Below are 14,389 nucleotides of genomic sequence, written 5' to 3' on the forward strand. Positions count from 1 at the left end.
GAGCCCGGTTGCTGGAGCTGTGCGTGCATAGGGATATCACCCTTAGCAGTTTAAGTGGCGGCTGCCTTGTTTCGTCACCTGAGCTGAGCCTTTTCGGACTTAACAATAAAAATAATTGGAGTTGAAATGAGAGCAGCAACACGTATCAGCCTTGCGCTAGCGGTGAGTTATTTGGCTATGCCAATGACGGCCGACGCGCTGGAGTTCAGCGGTTATGTGCGCAGCGGCGCGGGAAGCTCGGAAAACGGAGGAAGCCAGTCGTGTTTCCAGTTGCCGGGCGCGCAGTCCAAGTATCGCCTGGGTAACGAGTGCGAAACCTATTCGGAGCTGGACTTGCGCCAGGACTTGCTGAGTCTTGACGACGGTTCCACCTTGAGTGTCGAAGGCATGGCTCAGTTGTACAACGAATATGGCCACACGCCCAAATTCACCGGTGACTATGGTTTTGCCCGGATGAACCAGATGTACGCAGAGTGGAGCAATATGCCCGCGCTCAATGGCGGCTCGCTCTGGGCGGGGCGCCGTTTCTACAAGCGTAATGACATTCATATCTCTGACTTCTATTACTGGAACCAGAGCGCGACCGGCTTCGGCGTCGATGAAATGGTCATTGGCGATCTCAAGTACAGCTACGTCTTCTCCCGCAAGGACAGCTACTTTCAGGATGACTACACCACCCGCCATGACTTCAACGTGGGCGGTTTCAAGACCAATCCGGGCGGAGAGGTCGAAGTGGGCTACAGCTATATCGACAACCCGGATCGCGGTGACAGCAGCAGTGGCTGGGCCATTACCGGGCAGCATGTACAAAAGCTGTTTCTGGGTGGCACCAACAAGTTTGCCCTGCAATACGGCGAGGGGCCAGGCACCGGGCTGGGGACCACTGGTGATGTCGGGCTTGATCGCGACAGCAAGAGCTACCGTTTGGTCGAGTTCTTTGACTGGCAGATAACGCCACGTCTGGGTGGCCAGGTCGAAGTGGTGTACCAGAAGGATATTCGCCCCGACAGTGATGATCAGGACTGGTTGTCGGTCGGTGGTCGCACCACTTATGCGCTCACCGATCAATTCAAGCTGGTCGGTGAGCTGGGGCGCGATCAGGTTGATGCAGCGGATGGTACGCGCAAGCTGACCAAGTTTACCGTTGCACCAACCTGGTCACCGGCTGGCCCGGGGTTTTGGGCGCGCCCGGAGTTTCGCCTGTATTACACCTATGCCAGTTGGAACGAAGCGGCTCAACGTGCGGCAAGCCAGATGGCTGCCGGCTCGGCGTTATCTGACTCGGGCGTGTTTGATAACGCCCGGCATGGCTCGAACTTTGGGGTTCAGGTCGAATATTGGTGGAAGTAGGCCCGGCGGCGGTTCAGGCTGCCTGGGCCGCCACTGCGCTTAATCTTCATCCGCTGGGTAGCGACTGGCGTTGAGGCTTTCCTTGATTTTGCGCAGGTGGGGTTGGAAATCGACGCCACGGCGCAGGGTCACGCCGGTTGCGAGCACATCAAGGACGGTCAATTGGATGATGCGTGAGGTCATCGGCATGTAGATGTCGGTGTCTTCGGGCAGGGGGATGTCCAGGCTCAGGGTGCTGGCCTTGGCCAATGGTGAGTTGGCCGCGGTCAGGCCCAATACCGAGGCGCCTTTGTCCCGGGCAATGCGGGCGACTTCAACCAGTTCGCGGGTGCGCCCGGTGTAGGAAATGATGACGAACAGGTCACCGGTATGCGCCACCGAGGCCAGCATGCGCTGCATCAAGACATCGGCATGGGCGGTTACCGCGAGGTTAAAGCGGAAGAACTTATGTTGGGCATCCAGTGCGACAGGTGCGGAGGCGCCAAGTCCAAAGAAATGGATCTGCCGGGCCTGGATCAGCAGGTCAACGGCGCGGCTGATCAGTTGTGGGTCGAGTGACTGGCAGGCGCTGTCGAGCGAGGTAATGGCGCTGCCAAAAATTTTGCGGGTATAGGCTTCGGGGCCGTCATCGGCTTCAACCGCCCGGCTGACGTAGGCGGCGCCACTGGCAAGGCTCTGGGCGAGCTGCATTTTCAGCTCAGGATAACCGTTGACGCCAAATGAGCGACAGAAGCGATTGACCGTTGGCTCGCTGACCGAGGCTGCCTGGGCGAGCGCGGCTATGCTCAAGCGTGTCGCCTGCTGCGGGTTATGCAAAATCACTTCGGCAACCTTGCGCTCTGCCTTGTTGAGGCTGTCGAGGCGGGTTTGGATTTGCTCCAGTAGGTTTCGCACGCGATCCATTTTTGTTCCTTATGCAGACAGGCAACCGACGAAAATGCAGGCCTATCGTACTGATCGGCCCTGATTGTCACCACTTGTTCTGTTAATTTCCGCTAAATGTTGTTTTTATTACGACATATTGCGGTGTAGTATGCCCATCAGGGTGTTTCTCGCTGAAGTTGATAGAAGAACATATATCATGCCAAGCATAACTGTTGAACCTTGTACCTTTGCTTTGTTCGGTGCGCTGGGTGATCTGGCCTTGCGCAAGCTGTTTCCAGCCCTTTTTCAACTGGATCAGGCTGATTTGCTGCACGCCGACACGCAAATCCTGGCCCTGGCGCGCGACGCCGGCGAGCCCCAGCAGTATATCGCCACGATTGAAAATGCCCTGCGCGGCTATATAGACGCAAAGAACCTTGATGAAGGCGTCATGCAGCGCTTCCTTGCACGCTTAAGCTATGTGCGAATGGATTTCCTGCAGGCCGATGATTACCAGCCATTGGCTGGGCAGGTGGCCGGCGACAAATGCCTGATTGCCTACTTTGCGACGCCTGCATCGGTGTATGGCAGCATTTGTGCAAATCTTGCGCGAGTGGGGTTGGTGGACCGCACGCGGGTGGTTCTGGAAAAGCCCATTGGCCATGACCTGGCTTCCTCGCGTGAGGTCAACAATGCGGTGGCGCAGTACTTCCCGGAAACTCGCATCTACCGTATTGACCATTACCTGGGCAAGGAAACCGTGCAGAACCTGATCGCACTGCGTTTCGCCAACAGTCTGTTCGAGACCCAGTGGAATCAGAATCACATTTCCCACGTTGAAATCACCGTGGCCGAGAAAGTCGGCATTGAAGGCCGCTGGGGCTATTTCGACCAGGCTGGCCAGCTGCGTGACATGATCCAGAATCACCTGTTGCAGCTGCTTTGCCTGATCGCCATGGACCCGCCCAGCGACTTGTCTGCCGACAGCATTCGTGACGAGAAGGTCAAGGTGCTCAAGGCTCTCGAGCCTATTACCGCCGAGCAGCTCAGCCAACGTGTTGTGCGCGGTCAGTATGTGGCCGGCAACAGTGCTGGCAAGGCTGTGCCTGGTTACCTTGAAGAAGAAAACTCCAACACCGAGAGCAATACCGAAACCTTCGTTGCATTGCGTGCCGATATCCGCAACTGGCGCTGGTCGGGCGTGCCGTTCTACCTGCGCACCGGCAAGCGCATGGCGGAAAAAATGTCACAGATCGTGATTCATTTCAAAGAGCCGCCGCATTACATCTTTGCCGCCGAACAACGGCCGCTGATCAGCAATCGACTGATTATCCGTCTGCAGCCTGACGAGGGGATTTCCCTGCAGGTCATGACCAAGGATCAAGGCCTCGATAAAGGCATGCAGTTGCGCAGCGGGCCCTTGCAGCTGAGTTTTTCGGACACCTATCAAAGTGCGCGCATCCCCGATGCCTATGAGCGTTTGTTGCTTGAGGTGATGCGCGGCAATCAGAACCTGTTTGTGCGCAAAGATGAAATCGAACACGCATGGCTCTGGTGCGACCAGTTGATTGATGGCTGGAAGCGTCTTGGCGATAAGCCCAAGCCCTATGCCGCAGGCTCTTGGGGGCCAATGGCTTCAATCGCCCTAATTACTCGTGATGGAAAGGCTTGGTATGGCGATCTCTGACCTGCAGTTACCGGCTGGCGTTGTGGCGCACAGTCTTAACAATTCCACGCAACTGGCCAATAAGCTGGCCGCCGACGTTGCCGATGCCTTGCGTTCAGCCATTGCTGAACAGGGCAGGGCGACATTGGTGGTGTCGGGCGGTCGCAGTCCGGTTGCCTTTTTCGAGGCCTTGGCCAAGCAGCCGTTGCAGTGGTCCAGCGTGGTGGTCAGCCTGGCTGATGAACGCTGGCTGCCGACTAGCCACGCCGACAGCAATGAAGGCCTGGTGCGTCGCCATCTGCTGCAAGGACAAGCGGCTGGCGCCCGGATGTTCGGCCTTTACTCCAGCGCCGCTTCGGTTGAAGAGGCGGCGGTTACCGCCGACCAGGCGCTGAAGGAACTACCGTCGATAGACGTGTTGGTGCTGGGCATGGGGGATGACGGCCATACCGCGTCCCTGTTTCCTCAAAGTCCCAACCTGCCTGAGGCGCTGGCGCCAGATACCGAGCGACGTTGCTTGCCAATGCTCGCTCCGACTGTGCCGCATCAGCGCTTGACCATGAGCTTGGCGTTACTCGCTTCAGCCAGGCACAAGGTGTTGGCCATGCAGGGCAAGAACAAGCTGGCGACGCTGAAGCAAGCGTTGCAGCCTGATGCGGTGGCGCTTATGCCGGTGCGTGCTTTTTTGCAATCTCCTCTTGAAATTTACTGGTGCCCATAGCCCGGTAGCTCTAGTTTTTAAGGACCTTTGGTTATGACAACTCACGAAACCCATCAGCAGCGAATGGTGACCAAGATCGCGCAGATCGATGCCATCTGCGCGCAAGCGAAGATAATGCCGGTCATCACCATCTCCCGCGAGGAAGATATCTTGCCGATGGCTGATGCATTGGCCGCAGGCGGGCTTAGCGTGCTTGAAGTTACGCTGCGCTCGGAGCATGGCCTGACCGCCATTCGCCGCTTGCGTGAAGCGCGTCCGGACTTGGTGGTGGGTGCCGGCACGGTGCTCGATGTCGACATGCTTGCAGCGGCTGAAGCGGCTGGCGCGCAATTTATTGTGACGCCCGGCTGTACCCCCGAGTTGCTCGAGGCAAGCCTTGCCAGCGATGTTCCACTGTTGCCGGGGATCGCCAGTGCCTCGGAGATCATGATGGGCTATGCCCTGGGTTATCGTCGCTTCAAGCTGTTCCCGGCTGAAGTCAGCGGCGGTACTGCGGCACTCAAGGCCCTTGGCGGGCCGTTTCCGGCCGTGCGCTTCTGCCCGACGGGCGGTGTCAGCCTGGCGAATGTGCAAAGCTACATGGCCCAGCCTAACGTGATGTGCGTGGGCGGCACCTGGATGCTCGACAGTGCCTGGATCAAGGCCGGAGACTGGGCGCGGGTTGAGCAAGCCAGCGCAGAGGCTTTGGCGCTATTGGCAAGCTAGGTCGTGGTCTGCGGGTCGCCTGGCAACCAGTCGACCCGCTGTTTTTCAGCTTCACCGCCAGTCGACTTCTCTGGCGACGGTTGCATCTCTCTTCTATGGTCATTCGACCGTTCCAGCGCATCGCTTAAACAACCCTCTTTGTCGTGATGCTCGCTGCGTTTGAGCGTCCAGCCAGCATTGCATGAAATTAATTTTCGGGACCTGTCGATTTGCCGTGCGCCGGTTCGACTACTGCACAGTGAAGCCGAAAATAATAAGGAGTTTGTTATGCGTTGCATGGTGATAGTCAAAGCCAGTCCCGAGTCGGAGGCAGGTGAGATGCCCTCTGAAGCCTTGCTTGAGCAGATGGGTAATTTCAACGAAGAGTTGGTCAAGGCGGGTGTGATGCTCGCAGGTGAAGGTTTGCATCCGAGCGGCAAAGGCGTGCGCGTTCAGTTCTCAGGTGATCGGCGTACTGTGGTCGATGGTCCATTTATGGAAACCAAGGAACTGATCGCCGGGTTCTGGATATTCAATGTGGCTTCCATGCAAGAGGCCATCGACTGGGTCAAGCGTTGCCCGAACCCTATGGCCAGTGATTCTGAGATCGAAATCCGCCCGATATTCGAGGCCGAGGATTTTGGCGAGGAATTTACCCCGGAACTGCAAGAGCAAGAGCGACGTCTGCGCGAGCAGATCGAGCAAAAAGCCAAGTGAATTGATTGGGAGTGAACGATGAAAATTAATAGCTACCTGACATTTGATGGTAACTGCGAAGAGGCTTTCAACTTTTATGCCGACTGCCTGGGCGGCAAGGTTGAGGCTCTCATGCGTTTTTCCGAGATGCCTGCTGCGGCGGGGGATGTTCCGCCCGAACTCGCTGAGCGTATTTTGCATGCGCGCCTAGTCGTGGGTGATCAGGTCCTGATGGCTTCAGATGCATGTCCCATGAGTCCTTACGAAGGCATCCGAGGCAATTCGGTGGCCATTAATCTGGACTGCATCGAAAAGGGCGAGCGGATCTTCAATGCCCTGGCCCAGGGCGGGACCATCGAAATGCCCTTCCAGCAAACCTTCTGGGCGACTCGCTTTGGTTCGGTCAAGGATCGCTTTGGGGTGCCCTGGCTGATTAACTGCGAGGTCAGCGAGTAAAGCAAATGCCCGCTACAACTGCAGGGTTGTAGCGGGCATTTTCAGGCTTCAGGCAAATTAAGAGGCCAGGCCAATCGAGCTGACATTATCAGGCTTTTCCACCTCAAGCGGTGCCTCGGCCACTGCGCCAAGGAACTCGTCGCCCCAGCGGCGAATGTCGTTGTAGCTGACAATATCGAACAACTCGCGCAATCGCGCTTGCGCCTCGACTTTTGGCAAGTTGAGTGCCCAATAGCAGGTGCTGGTCAGGTCGGCCGGATCATGGGGGTTGGTCAGCAGCGCCCCCTTGAGTTCGGCGGCAGCGCCAGCAAATTCGGAAAGCACCAGCACGCCACTGCCACCAAGCAGGCCCTGGGCTGCAACAAACTCCTTGGCAACCAGGTTGAGACCATCGCGCAGCGGAGTGATCCACATCACGTCGGCCATGGCATACCAGGCGCTGACTTCTTCAAATGGCAAGCTGCGGAAGAAGAACTGCAACGGCGTCCAGCCTATGCGGGCGAAGCGACCATTGATGCGGCCAACTGCCTGTTCGATCTGCGATTGCAGTTCGTCGTAGATGGTCATCTCCTTGGCGGCAGGTACACAAACGGTGACCAGCGTGACCTTGCCGAGCAGTTCCGGATTTTCCTCGAGCAGGCGCTCGTAGGCGTTGAGCTTTTCCAGGATGCCCTTGGTGTAGTCGAGGCGTTCGACCGAGAGGATCAGCTTGATGCCGGTGAGTTCTTCACGCAGGCGCGCCATCATTTCGCGAATTTTCGGATTGTCCAGCGCGCTGCGTACCCGGTCGATGTCCAGGCCAACTGGATGCGCGCCGAGCTTGACCGTGCGACTGCCGGTGTCGACGGCAGTGGTCATGCGCTCAAGGCCAACCGCGCAGCCGTAGGTGATAAAGCGTGGTGCGCAGTTCTGGCGGCTGACCGTCTGCAGTGGCGTTACGCCACGCGCAACATCGACGAAGTTCTCAACCTGGCGTGGGATATGGAAACCGATGTAGTCGCACTGCAACAGGCTGCCGATGATCTGGCGACGCCATGGCAGCACATTGAACACGTCAGCCGAAGGGAAGTAGGTATGGTGGAAAAAGGCAATCTTCAGGTCTGGGCGCAGTTCACGCAGGTAGCCCGGCACCATCCACAGGTTGTAGTCGTGCAGCCACACCGTTGCGCCTTCGGCCGCTTCAAGGGCGGTGCGCTCGGCAAAGGCCCGGTTGACCTTGAGGAACACTTGCCAGTCATCTTCGCGGAAGGTTGCACGCTCCCAAAAGGTATGCAGCGTTGGCCAGAAGGCTTCCTTGGAGAAGCGCTTGTAGAAGATATCGACTTCTTCCTTGGTCAGTGCGACCCGCGCAGCCTTGAGCTTCGGATAGCGCTCGGCATCAACCGTGGTGTGGGTTTCAAAGGGTTCTTGCTCATCGCCTTCATGGATGGCCCAGGCGACCCAGGAGCCGGGACGGCCATCACCAAAGAAGCTCAACAGAGTGGGAATGATCCCATTGGGAGACGTTGGCCGGCGGCGCTGCAGCTTGCCGTCGGCGCCGCGATATTCTTCATAGGGCAGGCGGTGATAAACCATGACCATCTCGGATTTGCCCGGTTGTGCGGCTTGGCGCTTTTCCGCGGCTATACCGTGCTCGCCAAGAAAGCCAAAGTGGGCAAATGCTTCGAGAATCCCGCCGCAACCGGTGCGTTGCGCATGCAGGGTGCGTGAGTGGTGCAAGGTGGCGTCGAGCAAGGCCTGTTCGGACTTGCCCACGCAGACACCGTGAAACTTGGTGTCGAGCATGCCAAGGTCATTGAGTGTATCGCCAGCAGCCAGGACCTGGTCGTCATCCAGTTCAAGCCAGGTTGCCAATGCTTCGAGGCTGCTGCCCTTGTTCACGCCTTTGGGTAAAAAGTCGAGGTAGCGGGCTGCGGAGTAGAGCAGGTCGCATCCCAGCGAGTCGGCGACGGCTTGCAGCTCTGGCGCTGCGGCTTGCTCGGGGGTGCAGAAGTAGGAGCAGCGACGGACTTGCGGCACGTCCTGGCGCTCGAGGTTGAAGCCCTCGATGGCGCTTGCGACCTGGCTTTCACCTGGCCAGAGGGCATCGACGGCATTTTGCAAGGGTTGAATGGGTTGCAAGCTGTCGCCATGGACCATGGTCGCGCCAACATCGGCAATGATGTAGTCGGGATGTGGCAGTGTCGGGTCCGCCAGCAAGGGCAATACCGCTTCCAGGCTGCGCCCGGTGACATAGGCCAGCTTGATTTCTGGGTGGGCGGCAATGGTTTGGTAAAGGCTTAAACGATCCTCTGGATCGCCAGCAAGAAAAGTACCGTCAAGATCGGTTGCAAGTAGCATGCGCTGTCTCCCTGTCCATATAGTGGGTGCAGTTGACGCGCCGACATCAGCCGACGAGCTTGAGCCTGTTGTTGGGGCAGCAGGCTCTGCGTTTCGGGCAGTTGCATCCACATCGTGGGTGACTGCCTTTGTTGTTATGCAGCAACAGGACGTGCCTGCTGCTACGGTGATTCGGGTTCCGGGCCTGCGTTGTTGGTCCCTGAGTCCAGGTCGGCCGGCGGTGTATCAGGCATGAGCTCCAATACAGTGTGGCTGGTGCGCAGCATGGGCACGAAGTGCGCCTGATCACCGCTGACCAGGTCAGTGACATGGCGCAGGCGGTAAAGTGCGTAGGCGGCCAGTAATCCCAGTACTACCGCAAAGTACAGTGGCAAGGCGTGGGCGCCCAGGTGCTGCATCAGAACACCAGCAAGGAGCGGGCCACAAACCGAGCCGATACCGTTGACCATCAACAAGCTGCTTGAGCCTGCAAGGATTTCGTCGCTGTGCAACTGGTCGATCAGCTGTGCAACTGCAATGGGATAGATGGCAAACGCCAGGCCACCCCAAATAAACATCAAGCCCAACAGCAATGGGCCAGCAGGCATGAAGCTCATCAGCAGGGCGACTGCCACGGCCAGCGTCACGACCCAGAACATGATCAGGCGACGGTCGTGCTTGTCCGAATAACGGCCAATGGGCAGTTGCAATAATGCGCCGCCAAGAATGGCGCTGCTCATCAACAGGCCGACGCCCCTGGCGTCGAAGCCGCTGAGGTTGGCGTACACCGGCGCCATGCCCCAAAAGGCCCCCAGGGCCAAGCCAGACAAGCCCGCGGCGGCGATAGACAAAGGCGCGATTCTTGCGATCTGGCGAACATCTGTGTGCAGGGTTTCAGGCACCGTTGGCTGAATTTGCCGGGTCAGGGTGATCGGCATCAATGCTGCACTGATCAGAATTGCTGCCAGGGCGAACAGCAGAAACTCGGTTGGTTCGGCCAGGTTCAGCAACTGTTGCGCCGCTGCCAATGCGCCCAAATTGACCGCCATGTAGATCGCGAATACGGTGCCGCGCTTGTCATTGGGCACCTGCGCGTTAAGCCAGCTTTCGATAACCATGTACAGGCTGACGAGCGCCAGGCCATAGATGACTCGCAGGCCGAGCCAGACCCAGGGGTTGACAATCAGCACATGGAGCAGGGCGGTGATGGCCGCCAATGCAGCACAAAACGCGAACGCACGGATATGTCCAATGCGCCGTACCAGCGGGATCGCCAGCCAGGTGCCGAGGAGAAAGCCGACAAAGTACCCGGACATAATCAGCCCGAGCATCCCGGTGGAATAGCCTTGGGCTACGCCGCGCAGGGTCAGAAGAGTGTTGAGCAGGCCATTGCCGAGCAGGAGTAACGCGACCCCGCTCAGCAGTGAGCTGATAGGGGCAATAAGGGACCACATGGCGATCTACCCTATGGAACTAGTCCTAAGATAGCAAGCACAAAGCGCGCCACTAACTTTTGATTTGTTTTGTTAAGTGTATGATTTATATGGATTAGTTGTGGTTAAAAAATTTTATTTAATTTTTCATGAAGCAGGCTTGCACCGGGTTGGTGCGGTTTTATGCGAGCTAAGGCGTTTTTATCCGCGACAGTGCAGGCAGGCTCTCCTTGGCTGCACTGTTGATTCGCTCGATAAAATCATTGATTTCTTCACGGTCTCGCGGCGTCGTCAAATGTTCGTCAGCGCTTTCAATAACGCTACGGGCGTGGCGCAGAAGCTGCACTTTGTACTCAGCCTTGGGGTTTTGGTGAAGCAGGTTCTTGAAGGCCTGGAGCAAGCTGACCAATACGCTGGGATCAGCAGCGCCATAGGTGCGAATGGGGCCGAGGACCTGTTGCAGCAACTGGTCCAGTGATAGCTCATTGAGGAACAGGCGCGGCGGCTCGTCTTCGAGCTCGCTGAAGTCAAAGGCTGGCAGGTTCAGGCGCTGGCTTAAAAGCACGCTGAGCATGTCGATGGACTTGATCGCAGTGCCTGGGTCGTTGATCCCGGGGCTAAGTGCCTTTACTGCAATTTCGGATATCTGCTTGCAGCCAAACAAGTAATGGGTGCTGGGGTACTCCTCGATAAAAAAGTCGAAGCAATCGAGTAACTGGTTTATCAGCGCTTCGTCGACCTTGCGGTCGAGCTTGAACAGTGGGTGTCCTTCCATGACGAAAAAACCGCGATGCACCTGAATGGTCATTTTCAGGTCATGCTCGCAGAGCAGTTCATTGACCATTGTTGCGTTGATTTCCTTGAAGTAACCACTGCGTTCAGAGCGAATCTGCTGCCACTTCTGGTCATTGGGCCACTTTGGCGCCGGGCTCTGTGCCGCCATCTTGCAGATGCGCGACTCCAGTTTTTTGCGCGTCACTTGATAAAGGTTGCTGAGGATGTGCTCGACCTGGATCGACTGTGAAATTGAGCGAATGAAGTAAACGAACAATCCCAGGCAGGCAATTCCCAGCGCCAGGGTAATAAGGACGCCAAGGCTGGGGACTTTGTCGCTGCCATTTTGCTCAATGGTGGTTATCAGCAGCAGTGCATAGATGATGGTGCCCAGGTAGAAACCAAGGGTTTTCTGGTGGCTCTTGCTGCTTACCAGCCCTGGAAGGACGCGGGGAGAGAGCACCGAGGCTGCATTGTTGAGAACCACCATCACCATTGAGAAACTAAATACCATCAGCGATACCAGGCCGCCGACCAGGGTGCCGAGAATCAGCCGGGCGTTATCGGCATTGCGCACCAGGCCGATGTCAAATTTAGCTTTGAGCTCCATCAGCCAGGGTTGGTATTCGATCGAGATATTCAGCAGGCAGGCCAGGACAAAGCCCAAGGCAATCAGCGTGGGATAGAAGGCCAGGCTATGAATGGTTCGCTGGTAGACGCGAAAGAGGATGTTCGATGGACTGATCACTGGCGTTCCTTATCAGACAGTCACCGAACTATAGCTAAAGTAGGCTTGGGCCATAAAACAATAAATGCAGCTTCACGAGCCGTTTCGTTGTGCCGGACCCTTGTTGGCTGGCCGCTTGGCAGCGCTGCCAAGCGGCCAGGGCGGTCATTCGGTGCAGACCTGGGCAATGGCCCGCGCCAGCTGCGGGAAACGCTCGGCATCGATTCCGGCGACATTGGCTCGACCTGAACCGACCATATAAATGCTGAACGCTTCGCGAAGCCGCGTGACCTGCGATGGCGTCAAGCCGGTGTAGGAGAACATGCCGCGTTGCTGATTGATATGCGCAAAGCGCTGCGCCAATCCGTGGGGTTCCAGTGCGTTGACCAAGCCCTCGCGCAAGCTGGCAATTCGTTCACGCATGCTGTTCAACTCATGGCTCCAGATTGCTTTCAGTTCCGGATCGGCCAGGATGATAGCGACCACGGCTGCACCATGGGCCGGTGGTGTCGACCATAGGTTGCGCGCCAGAAACGCCAGTTGACTGCGAATATCGACGAGCTTCTCAGTGTCCGCCGCACAAACCAGCAACGCGCCCGTGCGCTCGCGATACAGGCCAAAGTTTTTCGAGCAAGAACTGGTAATCAGCAGTTCCGGTAGCGCTTGAGCGAACAGTCGAACTGCCCAGGCATCCTGCTCGAGGCCTTCGCCAAAGCCCTGGTAGGCAAAATCGATCAGTGGCAGCAGCCCCCGGGCCTTGACCACTTCGAGTACGCGTTGCCAGTCTTCATGGCTCAGGTCGAAGCCGGTGGGGTTGTGGCAGCAGGCATGCAGGAGCACCACGTCGCCTTGCGGGATTTGGCCCAGGGCCGTGAGCATCGCCTCGACATTCAGGCGGTTATCCGCGCCGACATAGGGGTAATGGCTGACTTCAAGGCCTGCTTCGGCAAAGATGCTTTCGTGGATCGGCCAGGTCGGGTCGCTCAACCAGATGCCCCGCCCGGCCAGGTGATGGCTGATGAAGTCTGCGGCCAGGCGCAATGCACCGGTGCCGCCAGGAGTTTGGGTGGCGCCGACGCGCTGTTCGGCCAGCGCCTGGCTGTCAGTGCCGAGGACTAATTCTGCCAGCAGTTGGCAAAACACTGGATCACCGTGACCGCCGACATAGCTCTTGGTTGTTTCGCTATCAATCAAGCGCTGCTCCGCGAGCTTGACCGCCTTGGGAATAGGCGTCAGGCCTTGGCCGTCCTTATAGACACCAACGCCAAGGTCGAGTTTTTCCGGGCGGTTGTCGGCGCGGTAGGCCTCCATCAGGCTCAGGATAGGGTCTCCGGGTACGCGGGCGATGGACGCAAAGTGATTCACTTGCGGCCCTCGGCGTGTGTGGCGACCTCGTCGGTACGGGCAGCCATGATGAAATCGTTACGGTGCAGGCCCTTGATCGAGTGGCTCCACCAGGTCACTGTCACTTTGCCCCATTCGGTGAGCAAGCCAGGATGATGACCTTCGGCTTCAGAAATTTCGCCAACGGCATTGGTGAAGGCCAGTGCATGCTTGAAGTTCTTGAACAGATAGACTTTTTCCAGCTGCATGATCGAGTCACGGACTTCGATGTTCCAATCCGGGATTTGCTTGAGCAGCTCCGGCAACTCCTGATCCGATACCTGGGGGGCGCCAGCTTGACAGGCTTCACAATGGGCTTGGCTAAGAGCAGTCATGATGACTCCTTGAAATTCATTGAATGTTAGTCACACAGCTGTGACGCCGAAAAATGGCAGGCGTTCAGGCGGCGTGTTTAGGTGGAAACAGGGGCGCGTGCAGGCCTAGCTCGCGGGCTTGAGTGACCATTGCCATGATGTCTTCGTGGGCAAGGTCGAACAAGCGCTTTAGGTTGGGCAAGGCAAAGTAGACCGGTTGCAGAATGTCTATGCGGTAGGGTGTGCGCATGGCTTCAACAGGATCAAAGGCCAGGTGTTGCGGCTGGTCGGATAGGCAATACAGCGTTTCCCTGGGGGAGGAAAGGATACCGCCACCATAAATCTTGCGGCCCTGGCTGGTATCGACCAGGCCAAACTCGATGGTCATCCAGTACAGGCGAGCCAGGAACACACGTTGCTCCTTGCTGGCCTTTAGGCCCAGCTTGCCGTAGGCATGGGTAAACTCGGCGAACCAGGGATTGGTCAGCAGGGGGCAGTGACCGAAGATCTCGTGGAAGATATCGGGCTCTTGCAGGTAGTCGAGTTCTTCCGGGCTGCGAATGAAGGTCGCGACTGGGAATTGCTTGCTGGCCAGTAATTCGAAGAATGTCTGGAAGGGGATCAGTGCCGGAACCCGGGCAACTTGCCAGCCGGTGGTCGAGTGCAGCACCCGGTTGACGTCATTGAGCTGCGGAATGCGTTCATGGGACAGCTTAAGTTGCTCAATGCCGTCGAGGTATTCTTGGCACGCACGGCCCTCAATCACTTGCAGCTGACGCGTGATCAGGGTGTTCCAAAGCTGATGCTCGGCTTCGGGGTAATCAATAAAACCGGTGTCATCCGGTTGCCGAGCCACATATTGCGTGCTCTTCATCTAATCGCCTCCTGATGGAGCTTTTGTTGTTTTGATCAGCTATGAATAACTCGGAAGCAGCGTCTTTACAGCCCTGGTTTTGTGGTCCGGGTGCTGTTTGGGTGGCTAAAATCGTAAAGAAAAAATTA

13 protein-coding genes are annotated in these 14,389 nt (G+C 57.3%); 6 read left to right on the forward strand and 7 right to left on the reverse strand.

Features of this window, described 5'->3' with window-relative positions; genetic code table 11:
* The first annotated feature begins 126 nt into the window (after positions 1–126).
* A complete protein-coding gene (locus tag PSES9_RS0101765; protein WP_010483396.1) occupies positions 127–1,350 on the forward strand; it encodes a maltoporin in 1,224 nt (407 codons plus the stop codon).
* A gap of 39 nt (positions 1,351–1,389) precedes the next feature.
* Here the strand turns inward: PSES9_RS0101765 and PSES9_RS0101770 are convergent, their stop codons facing one another.
* On the reverse strand, positions 1,390–2,244 hold the full coding sequence (locus PSES9_RS0101770; protein ID WP_176443138.1) for a MurR/RpiR family transcriptional regulator: 855 nt from the start codon (positions 2,242–2,244) through the stop codon (positions 1,390–1,392).
* A gap of 187 nt (positions 2,245–2,431) precedes the next feature.
* Between PSES9_RS0101770 and zwf the strand changes: the two genes are divergently transcribed.
* The 5 genes from zwf to PSES9_RS0101800 all read left to right on the forward strand — a co-directional run bounded on the left by zwf (position 2,432) and on the right by PSES9_RS0101800 (position 6,437).
* Positions 2,432–3,901: a glucose-6-phosphate dehydrogenase gene (gene zwf, locus PSES9_RS0101775; RefSeq protein WP_010483400.1), complete on the forward strand. Its 1,470-nt coding sequence runs from the start codon at positions 2,432–2,434 to the stop codon at positions 3,899–3,901.
* On the forward strand, positions 3,888–4,601 hold the full coding sequence (pgl, locus tag PSES9_RS0101780) for a 6-phosphogluconolactonase (protein WP_010483401.1): 714 nt from the start codon (positions 3,888–3,890) through the stop codon (positions 4,599–4,601). Before zwf ends, pgl begins: the two co-directional genes overlap by 14 nt.
* A 33-nt stretch (positions 4,602–4,634) precedes the next feature.
* Positions 4,635–5,306 (forward strand): bifunctional 4-hydroxy-2-oxoglutarate aldolase/2-dehydro-3-deoxy-phosphogluconate aldolase, encoded by a 672-nt coding sequence (locus PSES9_RS0101785; protein ID WP_010483403.1) that lies wholly within the window; start codon positions 4,635–4,637, stop codon positions 5,304–5,306.
* A 267-nt stretch (positions 5,307–5,573) separates the two neighbouring features.
* The gene (locus tag PSES9_RS0101795) at positions 5,574–6,002 is read left to right on the forward strand and encodes a YciI family protein (protein WP_010483405.1); all 429 of its coding nucleotides are present in this window, start codon (positions 5,574–5,576) and stop codon (positions 6,000–6,002) included.
* An 18-nt stretch (positions 6,003–6,020) separates the two neighbouring features.
* Positions 6,021–6,437: a VOC family protein gene (locus tag PSES9_RS0101800; RefSeq protein WP_010483407.1), complete on the forward strand. Its 417-nt coding sequence runs from the start codon at positions 6,021–6,023 to the stop codon at positions 6,435–6,437.
* Between the two features lie 57 nt (positions 6,438–6,494).
* Here the strand turns inward: PSES9_RS0101800 and ggpS are convergent, their stop codons facing one another.
* The 6 genes from ggpS to phhA form a co-directional block, all read right to left on the reverse strand.
* On the reverse strand, positions 6,495–8,777 hold the full coding sequence (gene ggpS, locus PSES9_RS0101805; protein ID WP_010483408.1) for a glucosylglycerol-phosphate synthase: 2,283 nt from the start codon (positions 8,775–8,777) through the stop codon (positions 6,495–6,497).
* A 161-nt stretch (positions 8,778–8,938) separates the two neighbouring features.
* Positions 8,939–10,210: an MFS transporter gene (locus PSES9_RS0101810; RefSeq protein ID WP_010483410.1), complete on the reverse strand. Its 1,272-nt coding sequence runs from the start codon at positions 10,208–10,210 to the stop codon at positions 8,939–8,941.
* Positions 10,211–10,379: 169 nt separating this feature from the next.
* Positions 10,380–11,711: a DUF2254 domain-containing protein gene (locus PSES9_RS0101815; RefSeq protein ID WP_010483412.1), complete on the reverse strand. Its 1,332-nt coding sequence runs from the start codon at positions 11,709–11,711 to the stop codon at positions 10,380–10,382.
* 144 nt (positions 11,712–11,855) lie between these two features.
* On the reverse strand, positions 11,856–13,055 hold the full coding sequence (locus PSES9_RS0101820) for an amino acid aminotransferase (RefSeq protein WP_010483414.1): 1,200 nt from the start codon (positions 13,053–13,055) through the stop codon (positions 11,856–11,858).
* Positions 13,052–13,408, reverse strand: a complete 357-nt coding sequence (locus tag PSES9_RS0101825) for a 4a-hydroxytetrahydrobiopterin dehydratase (protein ID WP_010483416.1) — start codon at positions 13,406–13,408, stop codon at positions 13,052–13,054. Before PSES9_RS0101825 ends, PSES9_RS0101820 begins: the two co-directional genes overlap by 4 nt.
* A gap of 64 nt (positions 13,409–13,472) precedes the next feature.
* The gene (phhA, locus tag PSES9_RS0101830; protein WP_010483418.1) at positions 13,473–14,261 is read right to left on the reverse strand and encodes a phenylalanine 4-monooxygenase; all 789 of its coding nucleotides are present in this window, start codon (positions 14,259–14,261) and stop codon (positions 13,473–13,475) included.
* Between the last annotated feature and the right edge of the window lie 128 nt (positions 14,262–14,389).

It is taken from the genome of Pseudomonas sp. S9, assembly GCF_000222125.1.
GTDB lineage: Bacteria > Pseudomonadota > Gammaproteobacteria > Pseudomonadales > Pseudomonadaceae > Aquipseudomonas > Aquipseudomonas segetis.